Below are 19,973 nucleotides of genomic sequence, written 5' to 3' on the forward strand. Positions count from 1 at the left end.
CAACCATTATCAGCAGCGCTAACGGCACGCCACAGGTGAATATCCAGGCACCCAGCAGTGGTGGCGTTTCACGTAACGTTTACAGCCAGTTTGATGTCGATAATCGTGGCGTGATCCTCAATAACGGACAGGGTGTCAATCAGACGCAACTCGGCGGTTTTATCAGCGGTAACCCGTCGCTGGCGCGCGGTGAAGCCAGTATTATCCTCAATGAAGTCAACAGCCGTGACCCCAGCAGACTCAACGGTTATATCGAGGTAGCCGGGCGCAAAGCGCAGGTGGTTATCGCCAACCCAGCAGGCATTACCTGCGAAGGCTGCGGTTTTATTAATGCCAACCGCGCGACCTTAACGACCGGTCAGGCGCAGCTCAATAACGGCCAACTTACTGGCTACGATGTGGATCGGGGTGAGATTGTTATTCAGGGTAAAGGCCTGGACAGCAGCCGCCAGGATCATACTGATCTGATCGCCCGTTCCGTTAAAGTCAATGCTGGTCTCTGGGCCAATGACCTAAAAGTCACCGCCGGGCGCAATCAGATTGATGCCGCACATCAAAATATAAATGCCAAAGCCGCCGATGGCAGCCCGCACCCGACAGTGGCGGTGGATGTTGCCAATTTGGGCGGCATGTATGCGGGTAAAATTCGCCTGATTGGGACTGAAAGCGGTGTCGGTGTGCGTAACGCGGGCGAGATAGGCGCTTCAGCTGGCGATATTACTATCACGGCTGATGGCATGCTGATCAACAGCGGCCAGATCAACAGTGCGACACAGCTGGCGGTGAAGACTTCCGCCGATATTGATAACTCAGGTGTGCTCTACGCCAGTGGTGATACCCAACTCACGACGGCGGGTAAGCTCAGTAACAGTGGCACCATTGCCGCCGCGGGGGATACCGTTCTGCGCGCGGCTGAGGTAAACAGTAACCGCGATTCTCTCTTAGGTGCGGGTGTCAAATCCGACAACAGCAGTGTTACCAGCGGCACTCTTAGCATTGAAGCCAACGGGCAGCTAATCGCCCAAGGGAAAAATGTCAGTGGTACGGCGCAGAATCTCAACGCGCACAGTATCGATCTGAGTGGCAGTCAAACACAGAGCCGTGATATCTCTTTGACCTCACAAGGTGGGCCAATTGATCTCAGCGGAGCCAGATTATCCGCCAGCCAGAATCTTTCTGCCTCAACCGCCTCACAACTACGTACCGACAATGCCAATCTGGTTGCCGGGCAAGTGACACTCGACGCGCAAGCACTCTCCAATGTCGGGGGGGTGATAGCTCAAACGGGAACCACAGATTTCAATCTGAATCTGCCGGGTAACATTGATAACCGTGATGGCAAAATCCTCTCTGGTGGCAAACTCTCGTTACAAGCCGAAACGCTGAACAGCAATGGCAACAGTTTGCTCGGTGCCGGAGTGCAGAGCGATGGCAAGCTGGCTCAGAGTGGTGAACTGAATATCGCCACGCGTCAGGCATTGATTGCCCAAGGGCAAAATGTGGCTGCGGGTGCCATGACGTTATCTGGCAGCCGTGTTGACCTCACCGGTAGCCAAACTCAGGCTGGCAATATCACTATCACGGCCCGCGACGGCGATATTTCTACGCAAGACGCGACAGTGCTCACTCCCGGAACCCTTGCGATCACCGCCGCAGCAAACTCGAAACAAACCCTGAACAACAGTGGTGGTAAATTGCATGCCGATAATATCCAGCTCAATCTCGCCAAACTTGATAGCAGCAAAGGGGAAATTGCAGCAGCGACCGATATGTGGATACGCCTGCAAAGTGATTTCACTCACCAGGCTGGCGCACGGCTCACGGCGGGGCGTGATCTGGCCTTTACTACCAGCGGCGCACTGACTAATCAGTACAAACTGGAAGCCGGACGAGATATGCAACTGACGGCGCTCAGTATCAGCAACACCAATACTGATAACAGCAGCGCCCTACTGGCCGGTCGGGATTTGTCATTGAACACTAATAGCCTGTTTAACAGCGGGACTCTGTATGCCGCCGGTGTTGGGCAATTTACGATTAACGGAAACGCCGAAAATCGGGGTGAGATCTACACCGAACAACAATTGACGTTAGCCTCTGCGGGCAATCTGGCTAACAGCAGTGTGATACAAACTCGCGGGGATATGCAGTTATCCACAGAGGGCTATCTCAACAATAGCGGCACCCTGTATAGCGCGGGTGACCAAATGGCGCTTTCTGCCACCGGTGACCTAACCAATAAGGGCAGCCTGTATGCCGCCAGGGGCAATTTGCACCTGTTGACCAAAGCTAATTTGGATAACAGTGGTAGCCTCTATGGCGCGGGGAACAGCGAGTTAACCGTGCATGGCAATGCGGCTAACTCCGGCTCCGTTTATACCCAAGGCGCACTACAGTGGCAGTCTGACGGGAGTGTCGCTAACAGTGGTTCCATTGCCGCACTTGGCAACCTCCAACTGAAAGCCAACGACTTACTCAGTAGCAATCCCTCCATGATAGCAGCGGGTTTGACAGCAAATGGTAGCCGAGCCAACAACAGTGATTTGACTATCACCACAGAGCACAGCTTGATTGCTCAAGGGCAGAATATCGCTACGGGTACATTAGCGCTGTCAGGTAGCCAACTTGATTTAACCGCTAGCCAGACTCAGGCTAATGCCATCACTCTCGCGGCCAAATCGGGCGATATCACCTTAACTGAAGCCGTGGTTAAAGCCGCGACGCAGTTGTCGGCAGGGACAACCACCCTACTACGTACTGATAAAGCCAGCCTGATTGCTGATCAGATAACTCTCACCGCGCAATCACTCTCTAACTTCGGCGGTGTCATCGCACAAACCGGCATCACGGATTTCAATCTCAATCTGGCTGGTTATCTGGATAACCGCGCAGGCACCCTGCTCTCTAAAGGCAACGTGGCGGTGCAGGCACAGCGCCTTGATAGCAACAGCACCAGCCTGTTGGGTGCTGGGATACAGAGTGATGGCCATCTGACTGATGCGGGTAACCTGGCGGTAACCACCCATCAGGATTTGATCGCACAAGGTCAAACCATCGCGGCTGGGGCCATGACATTAACCGGCAGTCGGGTGAGTCTTGCCGACAGCCACACGCAAGCCCGCGAGATGAATATTATTGCCAACAGTGGTGATGTCAGCACACAACGCGCCAACATCATCTCTATTGGCTCGCTGACCATTACTGCGGGCGCAAATGCAGCTCAAAAACTCAATAACCAAGGCGGCGCACTGGCGGCGAATAATATCTCGTTGAATCTTGGTCAGTTTGATGGCAGCGCAGGTAAAGTCAGTGCCAGTCAGGATCTGACTATTGGTTTACTGAGTGATTTCAACAATCTGGCAGGTTCCACCCTCCAGGCTGGACGAGACTTAACCTTTACCACTCAGGGTGCCTTAACCAATGGTGGGCAGTTGTTAGCAGGCCGAAAACTCAGCACCGACTCCACCACCTTGTTCAACAGTGGCAGCATTATTGGGGCTGAAGCCACACTCAAAGCGCGAGATCGCATCACCAACTCCGGCCCTAAAGCCCTTATCGGCGCAACAGATGAAAATGGCACATTAACCTTGCTGGCACCGGTGCTTGAGAACAGTGATACCGTCACCAACACAGACAGCGCCCCGACCACCACCATTTTAGGTATGGGTAAAGTCATTCTGGCGGGTGGGCAAGATAATGGCGGGAATTATCAGACAGCGGCTCAAATTCTCAATATTTCTGGTCTGATTGAATCAGGCAAAGATCTGCTGGTTTACGCCAGCAAGCTGACTAATAGCCGTCATATCTTAACCGCCAATAGCAATTTCGTGGCGGCAGGTACAGTGAGTGGGACGGGCTACTGGACGGCGGAAAACCCCGACATCCCAGGCGGACGCTATGCTGAGCCACCTCATGGCGGCTCCATGAACAGCGATTATATTGGCACAAACTATACCTCGACTACCGCCAAAAACAGCATCGATAAGATAAGCCCTGAAGCTCAGTTATTAGCGGGCGGTAACTTAATGCCGCATGTCAGTACGCTGGAAAACTTCTGGAGTAAAGTGAGTGCGCAAGGTGAGATCAACCTCTCGGGTGTGACGCTGAACCAAGATGGTTGGGGAAATGCACAACGGCTAATCGAAAGAACCACCTCCAGCGGTGAGTGGCGCTACCGCACCTATAAAGGCAATTTGTGGGGTACCGGTTGGGGGCCAGAGGTCAAAGAACATACGACTAACCAATACGCCTCCAGTCTTACCGCGAAAACCATTAGTGGCAGTGGGACGACGATTAACAATGGGGCAAACTCCGGTGCAATCTCTCCACCAAACAATCGTGACAATATCGGCAAAGACATTGCTGTTGAATTTAACGGTATTTCGCTGACACTTCCCAGCGGTGGGCTGTATCAACTCAGTACAGACAAAGGTCACTACGCGCCAAACCCGGAAGGTGATCTCTCGCTTGGCAGTATCAATAACCCGTCCGCCAACCTGGATCGCACCGGCCTCACCGCTCCTGATCGCGCGGTAAGTGGCGGCTACTTGATAGAAACCAACCCTGCATTTGCCAATCTGAATAACTGGAAAGGGTCGGATTATTATCTCCAGCAGTTAAATAACGATCCTTCTTTCATCCATAAACGTCTGGGGGATAACGCCTATGAGCAGCGTCTGGTGCGCGATCAGGTGCTGGCATTAACCGGTCAAACGGTTGCCAGTGATTACCGTAGTGCACAAGAGCAGTTCGAACAGCTATTTGCCGCCGGAATTGAATACAGTAAGGCATTTAATATTGCTCTTGGTAGCCACCTCAGTGCCGAGCAGATGGCGGCATTAACCAGTAATATCGTGCTGATGGAAACCCGTGAAATCGCTGGCGAAACCGTATTGGTGCCAGTGGTCTATCTGGCGGGGGTGAAGCCGGGTGATCTACAGGCCAACGGTGCGTTGATTGCGGCCAATAATATCGAACTCACCGATGTTCAGGGTTTAAGTAATCAGGGGGCCATCAAAGCCACCAATGATCTGCGCATTAGCATGGCAAAAGATATCACCCTGACCAGCAATGGCGGCCTGCTTCAGGCGGGCAATAACCTGCAACTCAGTACGTTGAACAGTGATATCGACCTGACCGGTGCGCGGCTAAACACGACTAACCTGCAACTGGATAGCGGGCGCGATTTAATCCTGCGCACCAACACTGAACAACTTAGTAGCAGCAATGGCTCAGTGCTGCGCAATCAAACCCTGCTGGGGCCGCTGGCAAGTATCAATGTCAGTAACAACGCAGTGATTAATACCGAACGCGACTTTATCCTGCAAGGCGCGAGCATGAGTGTCGGTAAAGATCTTCAGGTCAATACCGGCGGCGACTGGCTCCTCAATACCGTCGAGCGTAGTGACCAGATAAGTGCGGATTATGGTTATGGACACGCCACCAGCGAACACATTCGCCATCTGGGTAGCGAGGTGAATGTCGGTGGAGCGTTGACCGCTAAGGTCGACAATCTGACCGCCGTGGGGGCAAACATCAATGCCGACACCATTGATGTGCAGGCGCAAAATATCAACCTCAGTGCAGCGACCGACAGCCTACAGGTCACCGGTAAAGCCTCCACCAAACGCCATAGCGACTCAGTCGATCTCTATGATGAAACCCTGCTTGGCAGCCAGTTGAACGCCAAGAGCGATATCAATTTACAGGCGGCGCAAGACATCACCCTTAGTGCCAGCGCGGTGCAAACCGATGGCGCGTTGAAGCTGGCGGCGGGTGGCGATGTCACCGTCACCACCCAGACCGAACAGCATGATGAGCAGCGCATTCATACCGGCAAGAAAAAAGGTCTGGCATCGACCACAACCACCCACACCGAAGATAACCAAAGCCAGACACTAGCGGTCGGCTCAATGCTTTCGGCGGGTTCCATCGATGTCAGCGGTAAAAATATCGCCGTCACCGGCAGCAACCTGGTGGCCGATAACGATGTTAACCTGCGGGCGAAAGAAGATATCACCGTCAGCACCGCGCAGCAGAGCGAGAGCGAGTCTCACCTGTATGAGCAGAAAAAATCGGGCCTGATGAGCACCGGCGGGATTGGTGTCACGATTGGAAGTAATAGTCAAAAAACCACCGACACCGGCAAATCCATCTCCAACGTGGGCAGCACGGTGGGCAGTGTGCTGGGCAATGTCAGTATGACCGCCGGTGAAGACCTGACGGTGAAAGGCTCCGACGTGTTATCTGGTAAAGACATCAATCTGACCGGTAAGAACGTCAATATTGTGGCGGCAGAAAATCAAAGTACCCAGACCCATATCGTCGAACAAAAACAGAGTGGCCTGACATTGGCACTGTCCGGCACAGTAGGCAGTGCCGTTAACACAGCGGTGACCACCGCCAAAGCCGCCAGTGAGGAAAGCAACGGTCGCCTGGCGGCATTGCAAGGCGTCAAAGCGGCATTGAGTGGTGTTCAGGCGGTACAAGGTGGGCAGATGGCAGAATTGAATGCCAGTGACCAAAATGCTATTGGCATTAGCCTGTCTTATGGCAGCCAGTCATCAAAATCAGAACAAACCGTCAATCAAACTACCCATCAGGGCAGCACACTGACCGCCGGTAATAACCTGAATATCACCGCCACTGGGAGCGGCGTGAAAGGGGCGGATGGCGATATAGTGGTGCACGGCAGCCAGTTACAGGCGGGTAAAGACGCCAGCCTGACCGCCAGTCGCGATGTGATTATGCAATCCACCCAAGAGACCCAAACGCTGGATGGCAGTAATAAAAGCAGTGGCGGTTCATTGGGGATAGGAATAGGTGCCGGTCAGGGCGGCTGGGGCATTAATATATCCGCCAGTCTGAACAAGGGCAAAGGCAGCGAAAGCGGCAACGGCTTGAATCACACTGAAACGACGGTCAATGCCGGTAACCAACTCAACATCACCAGTGGCCGCGATACGGTATTGCAAGGTGCACAGGTCAGCGGCGAAACCGTCAAGGCCGATGTGGGCCGTGACCTGTTGCTGCAAAGTCAGCAAGACAGTGACCGTTATGATTCTAAGCAACAAGACGCCAGTGTCGGTGGCAGCTTCAATTTCGGTTCCATGACCGGCAGTGCCAGCATCAATGCCAGCCGCGACAAAATGCACAGCAACTTTGACTCGGTGCAGGAACAAACCGGCATCTTCGCAGGCAAAGGTGGTTTTGATATCACGGTCGGCGAACATACCCAGCTTGATGGGGCGGTGATTGCATCTACCGCAACAGCCGATAAAAACACACTGGATACTGGCACACTGGGCTTCAGTAACATCGGGAATAAAGCCGATTTCAAAGTTGAACACCAGAGTGTAGGTATCAGTACCGGCGGTAATATCGGCGGTCAGTTTGTCGGCAACATGGCCAACGGCTTACTGGTTGGAGCCAACAATGAAGGCCACGCCGACAGCACCACTCATGCGGCGGTCTCGGATGGCACTATCACGGTTCGCGATACCGATAAACAACAGCAAAATGTCGCTGACCTGAGCCGCGACGTCGAACATGCCAACAACGCCCTCTCCCCTATCTTCGATAAAGAGAAAGAGCAAAACCGCCTGCGCGAAGCACAACTGATTGGCGAGATTGGCAGTCAGGTCAGTGATGTTATTCGCACACAGGGTGATATCAACGGCCTGAAGGCAGCAAAAGAAAAACTCGGCCCATTGAAGGAAAATGCCACCGAGAAAGACCGTGCCGAGTATATGGAAAAACTGCGCAACTCGGATGTCTACAAAGACGAAATGAAGAAAAACGGCACCGGCAGCGCCCTGCAACAAGGCGTTCAGGCCGCAACCGCCGCCATACAGGGCCTGGCCGGTGGCGATATGGCAAAAGCCCTGGCGGGTGCCAGTGCGCCGTATCTGGCTGAAGTGATTCACAATATGACCACCGATGCCAACGGCAAAGTCAACGTCGAAGCCAACCTGATGGCACATGCAGTACTGGGTGCTGTGATGGCTCAGGTGAACGGCAACAGTGCGCTGGCGGGTGCATCTGGGGCGGTGATGGGCGAGTATATCGCCCAGAAGATGTACCCTGGTATCAACCGTGAAGACCTGACCGAAGAGCAGCGACAAACCATCAGTGCACTGGGTACACTAGCCTCAGGATTGGCCGGTGGTCTAGCTGGCGGCAGCACCGCTGACGCAGTTGCCGGGGCACAAGCTGGGAAGAATGCACTGGAGAATAACTTCCTGCTGCAAATATTAGTTCCGCCTCCACCGGTTGCGGGACAAGCACCACAGAGTGAAGCTAATACAATAATCGCGCAAAAGCTGGATGCAGCCGTGAAAGAGTTTGGCCGTGATGTTGTAAAACAATGCCTCTCTGGTGGCGATTGCCCAATGCCCGTGCAAATTGCATTATTGGCTATTCAGGCAATGATGGGACAGGATGATAATGGCCTTTCTAATACCGGTGGTGATCAGATTGCAGGAGCTGGGGCTGCGAATACGGGTGGAAACCAACTACCAGAACCAGAACAGGGTATAAACCATACTGGAAATAATACAGGACAGGTTGATGTAGGGCCAAATAATACAGGTGGTAACCAGACTGTAGCGCAATCACCTAATAACACAGGTAATACAGAAGGTGCGCCTGATTTACCGACTAATTACGAGAGTAGTAATAAAATCACGCAAGGCGAGCATGCTGAGATCCGAAATAGTGAGGGGCGTCCGGTTGGGGCTGTCATTAATGATGTACAGAAATCACGACCAGCAGATATTTTGCTTCAAGACGATGGCCGTTGGATCGTTAAAGGTAGTGGTGGAAATATCCACATCATTGATCCTAATGGGGAAGTTGTAACTTCTTTCAAGAACTCTGACAAGAACACAGCGCAACGTTTAAATGATGGTCGGTGGAGTAGACCTGATAGCAGCCAACTAAATGAATTTAAAAACAAATTCTCTGACTATGTAAGGTGGTAATGATGGATGTTCTAAAGGTTGATTACATTCCAGGGGGAAACGTCACTTTGTTTGACGTTCGTCTCTCTGAATCTGAAGTTGTAGTTTTTTCAGACTGTTTAAACTATGTTTTGAAAAATTGCTCAGACGAACAAATAGATAGGTTAACAGAGTGTTCAGGCAAAGAAGAGCTATCTTGGTTTTTAGCTGATCTTTTAGGTCTGATGAAATCTATGGAACACAAGGAATATATACCTGAGAGATATAAAAATCTGGATTAATATATAAATCAAGATCTTTATAAATATCTATGTGTCTAACCCCGGTCACATGGCCGGGATCTTTGCTTCTAAGCCTTGAAACCTCATCTTCCCACAGTTGCAACCGTATCAATCCGGGCGCGGCGGTAATCCCCACTTGTTCAGCCTCGGTGATCCAGTCCCCGCCAATAATCAGCTCGCCATTCTCCCGGACCCAATCTGCCTTTAAGGCTATCCTCACACAATGCCTCCCAGGTGGTTTCGTCGGTGATGGTCGTCACCTATAGCCGGTGGTGATGGAGCGTCAGGTGCAACGGGATGCCGGTGTTAAATCCCAATGCGGCTAATGGCTCGCTCTGCTTCTCGGATCTCGATAATCAGGCCAGTTTTAAAACCTCGACCAGCAGCATGGGCCTGAGCAGTGGTGGCTTTACCGGCAGCAAGGACTTTATCAGCAATATGGGCGGGGGCGTCCCCATCGTGGGAGGCAATAGTGGTGATACCAGTTCCACCACTCATGCGGCTATTTCAGATGGCACTATCACTCTCCGCGATACCGATAAACAACAGCAAAATGTCGCTGACCTGAGCCGCGACGTCGAACACGCCAACAACGCCCTCACCCCCATCTTCGATAAAGAGAAAGAGCAAAACCGCCTGCGCGAAGCACAACTGATTGGCGAGATAGGCAGTCAGGTCAGTGATGTTATTCGCACACAGGGTGATATCAACGGCCTGAAGGCAGCAAAAGAAAAACTCGGCCCATTGAAGGAAAATGCCACCGAGAAAGACCGTGCCGAGTATATGGAAAAACTGCGCAACTCGGATGTCTACAAAGACGAAATGAAGAAAAACGGCGCCGACAGCGCACTACAACAAGGTGTTCAGGCCGCAACCGCCGCCATACAGGGCCTGGCCGGTGGTGTAAGTGCCGGAATCTCTGACTGTTCTTCCAGCCGTCTTATTTAATCTATCTTTAGAAAGCAACGATATAAGTGCGATAAGCTCAGCAATTGTTGGTATATTGGCGTGGACACCTTATTTTCTTTTATCGAAACGTATCCCTGTTGTCTTTCATAAATAAACCACTTCATAAGTAATGATAGGAATCGCCCAGGAGAACAAACTTTAACTGGGCTGATAATATTTTGATAAACCCAAAAAATGAGAAACAAAACTAAGTATAGCAACCCAATACCAAAGCAATCCTCCCTCCCCTTTACTGACCTCAATCATAGTCTGACTATCCTTTAATGTGATAAAAAGTGTAAAATAGATGAATATCGATACAGTAATCTGTAATTTGTCACTTTTTTATATTTATTAATTTTAATTTCAAGAGGTTAGCGAGATGGGTTTACCAAACTGTCCAAAATGCAATTCTGAGTATACATGGCAGGAAGGGGAAAAACTGAATTGCCCAGAATGTGGTAATGAGTGGTCAGAAAATGGCGATTCTGCAACTACCGATGAAGGTCTGGTAGTACGTGATGCCAATGGCAATTTGCTGGCCGACGGTGACGCGGTGACCGTTATTAAGGATCTGAAAGTAAAAGGTAGCTCTTCAACCCTGAAAATTGGGACTAAAGTGAAAAGCATCCGCCTGGTTGAAGGTGACCACAACATCGATTGTAAAATTGATGGCTTTGGCCCGATGAAACTAAAATCTGAGTTTGTGAAGAAAAGCTGATTGTTCGGTTCCCCTTGCTCACCATAGTGCTACGGTGCAAGGGGATTATTTATAGCTGCATCCCCTTATCCCGTCTCTGTCCATAAAAATATCCCACCACTCCCTCTGGTCGCTCAGAAATCACTGCCATTGTGACTTTCCTCCTCTATCTTTCCATCCACCACTCTGTCGAAAAAACTCATTTAGATATATCTTTTTCACATCCCCCTATTGCTAATTTCGATATATCGATCTAGATTAGATATATCGAAACATTTTCGATATATCTAAAGGAGATTTATTATGTTTGGTTTTTCAAAACGTGGTCATCGTTGTGGTGAAGAACACCACGAAGGGCAACGCCATTGTAGTGACAGAATGCATCGCGGCGGTCGCCATCATATGGCAGTTGAAGCAATCGAAGCCGCAAGAGGCGGCAGACGTGGGCGTGGTGAAAAAATGCATCGCTTGTTTGAACATGGCGATTTGCGGGTTGTTCTGTTGGCGCTACTTGATAAAAAGCCCAGCCATGGTTATGAACTGATTAAAGCTATCGAAGAGGCATCTTCAGGCTTATATGTACCTAGCCCAGGTGTTATCTATCCAACACTGACATTGCTAGAAGAACAGGATTTTGTTACTCCAATAGCCACTGGTAATGGCCGTAAAAGCTACCAAATTACCGATGCCGGTAAAGCTGAATTACAACAAAATCAACAGATGGTTGATGCTATTTTTGCACGATTGGCACAAGTAAATCGCCGCCCTGAAGGCAATATGGCTGAAGGTATTTCTGATGCAATGCACCGCTTACGCCATATTCTACGTAGCAGCATGATGCGTTCGGATGTCACACCAGAGCAGGTTGAGCATATTAATACAGCATTACTGACCGCAGTAGAAACCATTGAAAAAACGTTAGAACCCAAGGCGACAGAGACTAATGAACTGGAGAAAAGCTAATGTCGGGATATCGTTATCGAATCACCATTGAGCCATTGACGGACCGCAAAGGCGAGCCTCTGGATAAAGCGCCAGTGACATTCGAAGCCGAGAATCATGATGAGATCCTCGGCATCATCGAACGGCTACAGGCGCGTGAAGATCTGGATTTTGGTAAAGAAAAAACAGCAGCATTTGCACTAGGTCTGAAACTGTTTTCAGAAACTATGATGGAGAATCGCAAGCATCCGATATTTGCCCCATTGCGAACTGCATTTATGGATTTTATGACTAACTTGAAAAAAGGCTCGACACGCGATCGTGGCGAGTGAAACATCATAAATTTAAAATAAAAATACCGCGGTATCCGAATATTATTCGTCGCCGGGAACATCAGCCATAGCCACCATTCCCGGCGAATTATTTAACTCAAATCAGCACCATTACTGGCAATGACTTTTTTATACCAATAGAAAGATTTCTTTTTCTTGCGTGCTAAAGAACCCTTGCCCAAATCGTCACGGTCAACATAAACAAACCCATAGCGTTTGCTCATTTCTCCAGTCGAGGCAGAAACTAAATCGATACATCCCCATGAGGTATATCCAATGACAGGAATGCCATCGTCGATAGCTTCCGCCATAGCTTTAATATGTTCACGTAGATAACTAATACGGTAATCGTCTTCAATTTCACCCTGCGGATTAATTTCATCCTTAGCACCTAATCCATTTTCAACCAGGAATAGTGGCTTCTGGTAACGGTCATACATCATATTCATGGTGATGCGTAAACCTAAAGGATCAATGCCCCAACCCCATTCACTGGCTTGAATATGTGGGTTTTTCAAAGATTTCACAATATTAGCTGCGCTGCTGTTATGGTCATTCATATCCGCCGAAGCACAACGCGAAGCGTAATAACTGAAGGAGACGAAATCCACCGTATGTTTAAGAATATCGTCATCACCCACTTGGGTGGCAATTGAAATTCCCTTCTCGCGGAAAAGGCGTTTGGTATAAGCGGGGTAAGCCCCACGGGCCTGCACATCAATAAAAAATAGATTTTCCCTATCTTTTTCCAGCGCGGCCCAAACATCTTCGGGTTTACAGGTTCGCGGGTAAAAATTCCCTCCCGCCAGCATGCAACCTACCTGATTCTCAGGATTGACCTCATGAGCAATTTTAGTCGCTAATGCGCTGGCGAGCAGTTCATGATGAGCAGCTTGATATTTTACCTGTTCCTGATTTTCATTCGGCTCAAAGACCAAACCAGCACCTGAAAATGGGCTATGAAGCAGGATATTAATTTCGTTAAATGTGAGCCAATATCTCACCAAACCATCGAAGGCCTCAAAACATGTTCGGGCATAACGCGTAAAAAACTCAACCATTTTTCGGTTACGCCACGAGCCATATTCTGTGACCAGATGCATGGGTACATCAAAGTGACACAGTGTTACCAGCGGCTCAATATTGTGCTTCCTACATTCATTAAAGAGGTCGCGATAAAATGCAATGCCCTCAGCATTAGGTGTCAATTCATCACCATTAGGATAAATCCGGCTCCATGCAATTGATGTACGGAATACGGTAAACCCCATTTCTGCCATTAACGCGATATCCTCTTTATAACGATGATAAAAATCAATGGCCTGATGACTGGGGTAAAACTCATCATCTCTTAAGGTAAAACGCTTTTCCTGCCCTAATTTCACTGCCAAACGGTGTTCCCCATGAGGGATCATATCCACCGTTGTCAGCCCTTTTCCACCCTCAAAACAAGCACCTTCGGCCTGGTTTGCGGCTAATGCGCCGCCCCATAAAAAACCGTCGGGAAATGTTGATACTGACATTCAATACCTCTTTATTTAGTTAATTTTCACTGCACTGTGTGAAACAGTTGAAGCAGGAGAATCGGCACGGCTATCCGCACTATCTTCGACCGGGATATCTTCAAATCCCAGTAAGAGTGTTGTGACGAAAGAAATGACTATTGCCAGAATCATGACGCCAAACACCCATACAATGCTCATTGGATTGGCCGGATCGAAGAACTGAACACTGGTAAATAACCCTGGTGAGGCCATGGAATGGCTGGCTAACCCACCGATTCCCGCCACGGCACCACAGATAAACCCACTGATAAGGCTGGCGATTAACGGGCGTTTGAGTCGCAATGCCACCCCATAAAGTGCCGGTTCAGAGATACCCGCTACAATCGCGGAAGCCGCAGCAGCCAACGCCGTTTGACGTAATTCAGGGTTTTTGGTGCGCCAGGCAACCGCCAGAGATGAACCGCCCAATGAAAGGTTGGCACCAATTTCTGATGGCATCACCATGCCCTCTTTTCCCGTTTCGGCAATGGTCTGGATGATGGTTGGCGTAAAGACACGGTGCATACCCGTCATAACCAATAATGGCCAAAGTGCCCCCATAATTGCCACGGATAGCCAGCCCAGATAATCATGAACGGTATATACCAAAGAGGAAATACCGCTGCCAATCCAGATTCCCAGTGGCCCAATAAACATGATGGCAATAGGGGCAGAAATCAGCACGATTAGCATCGGTTTAAGGAAGTTTTTCGTCACCGCCGGTGTAATACGGTCAACCCAGCGCTCAATATAAGACAGCAGCCAGGTCATACAAAGTGCCGGGATCACCGTATAGGTGTACTTCACCGCCGTAACGGATACGCCCATAAATTCAACATGTTGGCCTTGCGCAGCTTTTGCCATTAAATCAATAAACGCCGGATGAACCAACACCCCGGCAATGGCGATAGCCAGCGACATATTGGTTTTGAATTTTATCGCCGCAGAAGCCGCCACCATGACTGGCAGGAAGAAGAAAGCGCCGTCGCCAATCACATTAAGGATAATGAGAGTTGATGAGCCTTTCTCAAAAATGCCGGTCATATCCAGTATCATCGCCAGCAGTTTTACCATCGAACCACCGATGATGGCGGGGATCAACGGTGACATGGTGCCAATCAATGCATCCAGTATCCCTGCTCCAATCCGCTTTAAGGTGATTTTGTTTTTCTGGGGTAATGCGTTTGCCGGTAATGCACCTTCAGGCAACAATTTGAGCACTTCAGCAAAGGCATAACTCACATTATTTCCAATAATAACCTGACACTGGTTTTCACTGTGTACCACGCCCAACACACCAGTGATGGCTTTTAATTTTGCCAAATCGACCACAGTCTTATCATTGAGTACAAAGCGTAAGCGTGTCATACAGTGGGTCACGGCCCCAATATTATTGGCCCCACCAATGGCATCGACTATCTGTTGCGATACTGCGGCATAATTTTTTGACATGAGTAACAACTCCCCGTAATGGCGCGCACTGAGCTAAGTGTCCCTTCTGCACTGAGGGAATCCCCTCATCGCCACGAACTCACAATTAGCCATCAAATTCATATAGTTATAAATAATTCACTGACCGGAAAGATCTTATTTATAAACATTCCCAGATAAATAGGTAACCGGTTCCACATGAGAGTCTTAAAATATGAGGTAGAATTCAATAGATCGCTTTATTCAATTTTCATTCTGTGATGATGATCGACATCGAGAGGGAATTTATTCTGCCCGGCAACCTGCTTCTCGGCGGCGGTAACGTGTAGAATAGTAATAATTTTCAACGTGTCAGGAAGAGCCTATGTCTACAATGCAAGAAGTGGCAAAGAAAGCCGGTGTTTCAAAAGCCACGGTTTCGCGTGTTTTGTCGGGCAAAGGCTATGTCAGTGATGCAACTAAAGAAAGTGTCTTTAAAGCCATTGAAGAGACGGGATATCGACCAAATTTACTGGCGAGAAATCTGGCGACCAATAAATCTGAATGCATCGGATTGGTGGTCACCAATACCCTGTATAACGGCAGCTACTTTAATGAAATCCTGTCTCAAGCGGCGCAAAAATTAGAAAAAAATGGTCGTCAGTTAGTTCTGGTTGATGGGAAACACAGTGCTGAAGAGGAACAAGAGGCTATTCAGTTCCTGCTAGACTTACGCTGTGATGCAATAATAATTTATCCCCGGTTTTTAACTGTTGATGCCATGGATGTTATTATTGATCAATATAAGCAACCGATTATGGTGGTTAACAGAAAGCTGCGTAAAAATCATAGTCATTGTATTTTCTGCGATCATAAAGGTTCCAGCTATAATGCGACTAAATATCTTATTGATCAGGGCCATCGCGATATTGCCTTTATTACCGGTTCACTTGATTCACCTACCGCAATTGAGCGACTTTCTGGCTATAAGACAGCATTAGCAGCATTTTCGCTACCCGTTCAGGACAAACTTATTGCGCAAGGTAGATGGACGCCTGCAAGTGGTGCCACTGCAGTTGAGTCTTTATTAGCCAGCCAGTTACCTTTTAGCGCAATTATCGCCAGTAACGATGATATGGCCATTGGGGCGATGAAAAAATTAAACGAAGCCGGATTAAAAGTCCCAGAAGATGTTTCCATCATCGGGTTTGATAATATTCCTATTGCGCCTTTCCTGCTACCGCCATTATCCAGTATTAAAGATCCTGTCAGTGGCATGATAAATGAAGTTATTAACAGGTTAATATCCATGCTAGATGGCGGCTATCTATCAAATGAAAATATATTTCAATCTGAGTTGTTCATCAGAGATTCAGTCGGCAAAGGGCCTTTCTTTGCAGAAAATAAGGTCAAATAGCCTTATCTTTTATAATTTCGATATTAAAAAAGGAGCCAAGGCTCCTTTCAGATAGAACAACACAGGTTATTTAGCTCGAACACCTTCGACGGACAGAATCAATTCAACTTCCTGTGATGCCGGGCCTAAATCAGTAGTGATATTAAAGTCTTTCAGCTTAATATTACCATTAGCTTCAAAACCGGCACGATAGCCACCCCACGGGTCATTACCCTGGCCAGTCAGCTTACTTTCCAAGGTCACTGGCTTAGTCACACCATTTAATGTCAGGTTACCAACTACAGTATAACCTTCAGCATTTTTCTTCACTTCAGTCGACGCAAATGTCGCTTGTGGGAATTTACTGACGTTCAGGAATTCTTTGCTGCGCAAATGTTTATCACGTTCAGCATGATTGGTATCAACACTGTTAGTGTTAATCACCACATTCACTTTATCAGCTGCTGGATTCTTTTCATCAAAAGTGAAAGAACCATCAAAATCATTAAAACTGCCATATAACCAGCTATAGCCTAAGTGTTTAATCCGGAATTCGATAAAGGCGTGTTGACCTTCTTTATCAATTTTATATTCGGCGGCTACGGCACTACCAGCGGTAAACATCAGTGCGCCTACAGTCAGGCCCAATAGGGTCTTATTAAACATACTTAATTCTCCATAATACAGTTGGTTAATCGGTGCTACGTCCCAGCATCCGTTTAAGGGTAATATCACCATCAATAAAATGGTGTTTAATTGCGGCCAGCCCATGTAATAGTGAAAGCACCACTACGGCCCAAGCCAGATAAAGATGCACAGTACCCGCGGTATCAGCCTGATCAGGTAAACTTGTTAATGTTGCAGGAACAGCAAACCAACCAAATACAGAGATCGGTTGCCCATCAGCCGTTGAGATCAAATAACCGCTGAACATAATACAAAATAAAACAATATATAAAAACAGATGTGCCAATACTGCACTAATGCGAGTGAACCGGCTATAAGTGGATAAAGGCTTTGGTGGCGGAGAAATAAAGCGCCAAATAACCCGAAATAACATCACAGCAAAAAGTATACAACCGATGCTTTTATGTATTTCAGGTGCCTGATGATACCAGCCATCATAGTAGCCTAAAGTCACCATCCATAAACCCAAAGCAAACAGTGCATATACTGTCAATGCCACCAGCCAGTGGATACTAATAGTGATACGGCCAAACTGTTCCCTGGTATTTTTCCAAAGCATAATGATTCCCTTTTGCTCAACTTATAGAACAATAGTCAAACATTATGAAACATAAAATCAACTCTTATTTGATATAAGATATATTTCCGCAACAGCAATCAGATATTTTGCAGAAGTTTATAATTTCTCGGTCAATATAACTGTCGGACTTTACTTAACCTGACATAACCTCCCTGCCGTCACAGTTCCCCCAGTGCCGACTATCATCCTTCATATCGAGATATTGACATTAGAGTAGCTCGAAGCCATATATTTACTGTTCACGATCAAAAGCTGATTCAAGGACACATTAACATGTACAAATTGCCGTATAAAAAAGCGCTGCTTACCTTGGTCTGTCTCAGTATATTTCCACTATTCGGTGCCAATGCCGATATAAAAATGCCCTCTGACTGGCATGGCAAAAAGATTGAAGGCCCACCACAAGGTGCCAATGGCTGCGGTGAAGCACCAGATATATCGCGTATTACCCATAAATATTTGGATGTTCCTTACGCCTCGGTCTCCGATGCGCAAAAAATGGATATCTTCCTACCCGAACAATGGCAACTAAAGTACCCCGTTATCATCAATGTACACGGTGGTGCATTCTTTGGTTGTGACAAAATGGATAATCAGCTTGTCCCGGCACTTTACGGGTTGGAAAAAGGGTATGCGGTGGTGAATATCAATTACCGACTCAGCCCAGAAGCTGCATGGCCAGCACAGATAAATGACGTAAAAGCAGCCATCAAATTCGTCCGCGCTAATGCTAAAAAATACAATTTCGATCCCGATAATATTGTTTTAATGGGCGGGTCGGCAGGCGGAAACCTGGTGGCATTAGCCGGAGTCTCAGCAGATGTGAAATCTTTAGAAGATCCGGCATTGGGCTACCCTGACGTTTCGACTAAAGTTCAGGCGGTTATTGCCTGGTATCCCCCAATTAATTTCCTGAAGATGGATGAGCAATGGAAGCAAATCGGTATCGATGGACAAAAACATTCAACAGCAGATTCTTTTGAATCTTTCCTGATGAGAAAACAAATCTCTCAGGTGCCACCAGATATTATGGATACCACGAATCCTGAAAAATATATTACCAAAGATGTACCACCATTTTTGATTCAGCATGGTTATAAAGATTCAGTTATTCCACGACTGCAAAGCCAAGAGTTTGCCGATAAGTTGGCTCAAGCAATTGGGGGCGATAATGTGGAATACAACCTATTAATGGAATCTGATCATGCTGAAGATAAGTATTTCCATACACAGAACAATCTTGAGCGAAACTATGAGTTTCTGTCTCGTCATTTAAATCTTAAATAACAATAATTCTGAGGCTCTTATTGCAAATAAGAGCCTATTAAGAAATACCTTTTGCGATTATCATTAATCGTTGATAAGAAGGAGATACTAATGAATTACACCATAAAAAAGTTTCAAGAGATAACCCGTATCTCTTCTCATAATCTACGGTATTTCGATAAAATTGGCCTATTAGTCCCCAAAAGGGATGCTAATGGATACAGATTATATTCACATGCTCAGATATCCCAAGCTCATATGATCGAAATCTTGCAAGAGGCCAGGATGCCTAATGCCGAGATCAAGGCAGTTTTATCAGATTACTCGTCGTCTGAAAACATAGATAAAATAAAAAAGGCACATGCTGAACTGCTGGCGTACCAAGAAAAACTGGCTCAGGCAAGCCACTTTTTACAGAAGCATATCCAGTGCTTAGATGCCATATCAACGACCAAAGAAAATATAAACACCCCGTTTATTGAAGATCGTGAAAAAGTTGAAGTCGGTATATTGCAACTTCAAACAAGTAATATTTTAGATTTCTTTAAAAAAATAGGTAATATGACCGAAGACTATTCGTGGTATCTAACATCCAATTATGGCTTTCTATTAAAAAGTAGTGACATTAAACCCGATAACTATCCACTTGCCACCCTATTTTGCAATCACCCAGCCATTATTCATCAATCACCTTATACCCTGCGGGCGGGGAAATTTGTCAGTATGTGTTGTGCCGGAAGTCTTGAGAACAACGTGAATGTGATGAAATTAAAGCAATATGCCCTGGATTGCGGTTACCGACTCACTGGCGATATTATTATCGAGAATATCAGCGGCCCGGTAATAGAAAAGAAAAAGAGTGATTTTCTCATCAAAATAATGGTGGCAATTCAGTCAGATAAATAGCCACCACTCTTACGTAAGTGA

14 protein-coding genes are annotated in these 19,973 nt (G+C 47.6%); 10 read left to right on the forward strand and 4 right to left on the reverse strand.

The window, feature by feature from the left end; all coding sequences use genetic code 11:
- From ACNSO8_RS17115 to ACNSO8_RS17145, 7 genes are all read left to right on the forward strand, one after another.
- Window positions 1-8,981 (forward strand): hemagglutinin repeat-containing protein (locus tag ACNSO8_RS17115; protein WP_418395346.1); only part of this gene is annotated, 8,981 nt, incomplete at its 5' end.
- Window positions 8,981-9,241, forward strand: coding sequence for a hypothetical protein (locus ACNSO8_RS17120; RefSeq protein WP_392433951.1), 261 nt, complete (start codon window positions 8,981-8,983; stop codon window positions 9,239-9,241). The genes ACNSO8_RS17115 and ACNSO8_RS17120, both read left to right, overlap by 1 nt.
- 297 nt (window positions 9,242-9,538) lie before the next feature.
- Window positions 9,539-10,189: a hypothetical protein gene (locus ACNSO8_RS17125; RefSeq protein WP_418395347.1), complete on the forward strand. Its 651-nt coding sequence runs from the start codon at window positions 9,539-9,541 to the stop codon at window positions 10,187-10,189.
- On the forward strand, window positions 10,149-10,304 hold the full coding sequence (locus ACNSO8_RS17130) for a DUF2569 family protein (protein ID WP_080342174.1): 156 nt from the start codon (window positions 10,149-10,151) through the stop codon (window positions 10,302-10,304). The genes ACNSO8_RS17125 and ACNSO8_RS17130 overlap by 41 nt, the downstream gene beginning before the upstream one ends.
- Before the next feature lie 267 nt (window positions 10,305-10,571).
- On the forward strand, window positions 10,572-10,910 hold the full coding sequence (locus tag ACNSO8_RS17135; protein ID WP_046050530.1) for a zinc ribbon domain-containing protein YjdM: 339 nt from the start codon (window positions 10,572-10,574) through the stop codon (window positions 10,908-10,910).
- A 282-nt stretch (window positions 10,911-11,192) separates the two neighbouring features.
- Complete coding sequence (locus tag ACNSO8_RS17140; protein ID WP_418395348.1) at window positions 11,193-11,852, forward strand: PadR family transcriptional regulator; 660 nt, start codon at window positions 11,193-11,195, stop codon at window positions 11,850-11,852.
- Window positions 11,852-12,163: a DUF3861 domain-containing protein gene (locus ACNSO8_RS17145; protein WP_019081689.1), complete on the forward strand. Its 312-nt coding sequence runs from the start codon at window positions 11,852-11,854 to the stop codon at window positions 12,161-12,163. The genes ACNSO8_RS17140 and ACNSO8_RS17145 overlap by 1 nt, the downstream gene beginning before the upstream one ends.
- A 92-nt stretch (window positions 12,164-12,255) precedes the next feature.
- Here the strand turns inward: ACNSO8_RS17145 and ACNSO8_RS17150 are convergent, their stop codons facing one another.
- Entirely contained in the window at window positions 12,256-13,686 is a 1,431-nt protein-coding gene (locus ACNSO8_RS17150) for a 6-phospho-beta-glucosidase (protein ID WP_418395349.1), read from the reverse strand.
- Between the two features lie 15 nt (window positions 13,687-13,701).
- Window positions 13,702-15,159 (reverse strand): PTS cellobiose/arbutin/salicin transporter subunit IIBC, encoded by a 1,458-nt coding sequence (gene ascF / locus ACNSO8_RS17155; protein WP_019081691.1) that lies wholly within the window; start codon window positions 15,157-15,159, stop codon window positions 13,702-13,704.
- A 343-nt stretch (window positions 15,160-15,502) separates the two neighbouring features.
- Between ascF and ACNSO8_RS17160 the strand changes: the two genes are divergently transcribed.
- Window positions 15,503-16,534, forward strand: a complete 1,032-nt coding sequence (locus tag ACNSO8_RS17160; protein ID WP_411919206.1) for a LacI family DNA-binding transcriptional regulator — start codon at window positions 15,503-15,505, stop codon at window positions 16,532-16,534.
- A 66-nt stretch (window positions 16,535-16,600) separates the two neighbouring features.
- Here ACNSO8_RS17160 and ACNSO8_RS17165 read toward each other — a convergent pair whose 3' ends face one another.
- Window positions 16,601-17,179 (reverse strand): YceI family protein, encoded by a 579-nt coding sequence (locus ACNSO8_RS17165; RefSeq protein WP_019081693.1) that lies wholly within the window; start codon window positions 17,177-17,179, stop codon window positions 16,601-16,603.
- A 25-nt stretch (window positions 17,180-17,204) separates the two neighbouring features.
- Window positions 17,205-17,759, reverse strand: a complete 555-nt coding sequence (locus ACNSO8_RS17170; RefSeq protein ID WP_019081694.1) for a cytochrome b — start codon at window positions 17,757-17,759, stop codon at window positions 17,205-17,207.
- Between the two features lie 294 nt (window positions 17,760-18,053).
- Between ACNSO8_RS17170 and ACNSO8_RS17175 the strand changes: the two genes are divergently transcribed.
- Both ACNSO8_RS17175 and ACNSO8_RS17180 read left to right on the forward strand, forming a co-directional pair.
- Entirely contained in the window at window positions 18,054-19,067 is a 1,014-nt protein-coding gene (locus ACNSO8_RS17175; RefSeq protein ID WP_418395350.1) for an alpha/beta hydrolase fold domain-containing protein, read from the forward strand.
- A 90-nt stretch (window positions 19,068-19,157) separates the two neighbouring features.
- On the forward strand, window positions 19,158-19,952 hold the full coding sequence (locus ACNSO8_RS17180) for a MerR family transcriptional regulator (protein WP_418395351.1): 795 nt from the start codon (window positions 19,158-19,160) through the stop codon (window positions 19,950-19,952).
- The last annotated feature ends 21 nt before the right edge of the window (window positions 19,953-19,973 follow it).

The organism is Yersinia sp. LJYL362 (assembly GCF_048323875.1).

Coding starts and splice junctions, on each gene's coding strand:
- ACNSO8_RS17120 (WP_392433951.1), top strand. CDS start 8,981: ATGATGGATGTTCTAAAGGTTGATTACATTCCAGGGGGAAACGTCACT.
- ACNSO8_RS17125 (WP_418395347.1), top strand. CDS start 9,539: ATGCCGGTGTTAAATCCCAATGCGGCTAATGGCTCGCTCTGCTTCTCG.
- ACNSO8_RS17135 (WP_046050530.1), top strand. CDS start 10,572: ATGGGTTTACCAAACTGTCCAAAATGCAATTCTGAGTATACATGGCAG.
- ACNSO8_RS17140 (WP_418395348.1), top strand. CDS start 11,193: ATGTTTGGTTTTTCAAAACGTGGTCATCGTTGTGGTGAAGAACACCAC.
- ACNSO8_RS17145 (WP_019081689.1), top strand. CDS start 11,852: ATGTCGGGATATCGTTATCGAATCACCATTGAGCCATTGACGGACCGC.
- ACNSO8_RS17150 (WP_418395349.1), bottom strand. CDS start 13,686: ATGTCAGTATCAACATTTCCCGACGGTTTTTTATGGGGCGGCGCATTA.
- ascF (WP_019081691.1), bottom strand. CDS start 15,159: ATGTCAAAAAATTATGCCGCAGTATCGCAACAGATAGTCGATGCCATT.
- ACNSO8_RS17160 (WP_411919206.1), top strand. CDS start 15,503: ATGTCTACAATGCAAGAAGTGGCAAAGAAAGCCGGTGTTTCAAAAGCC.
- ACNSO8_RS17165 (WP_019081693.1), bottom strand. CDS start 17,179: ATGTTTAATAAGACCCTATTGGGCCTGACTGTAGGCGCACTGATGTTT.
- ACNSO8_RS17170 (WP_019081694.1), bottom strand. CDS start 17,759: ATGCTTTGGAAAAATACCAGGGAACAGTTTGGCCGTATCACTATTAGT.
- ACNSO8_RS17175 (WP_418395350.1), top strand. CDS start 18,054: ATGTACAAATTGCCGTATAAAAAAGCGCTGCTTACCTTGGTCTGTCTC.
- ACNSO8_RS17180 (WP_418395351.1), top strand. CDS start 19,158: ATGAATTACACCATAAAAAAGTTTCAAGAGATAACCCGTATCTCTTCT.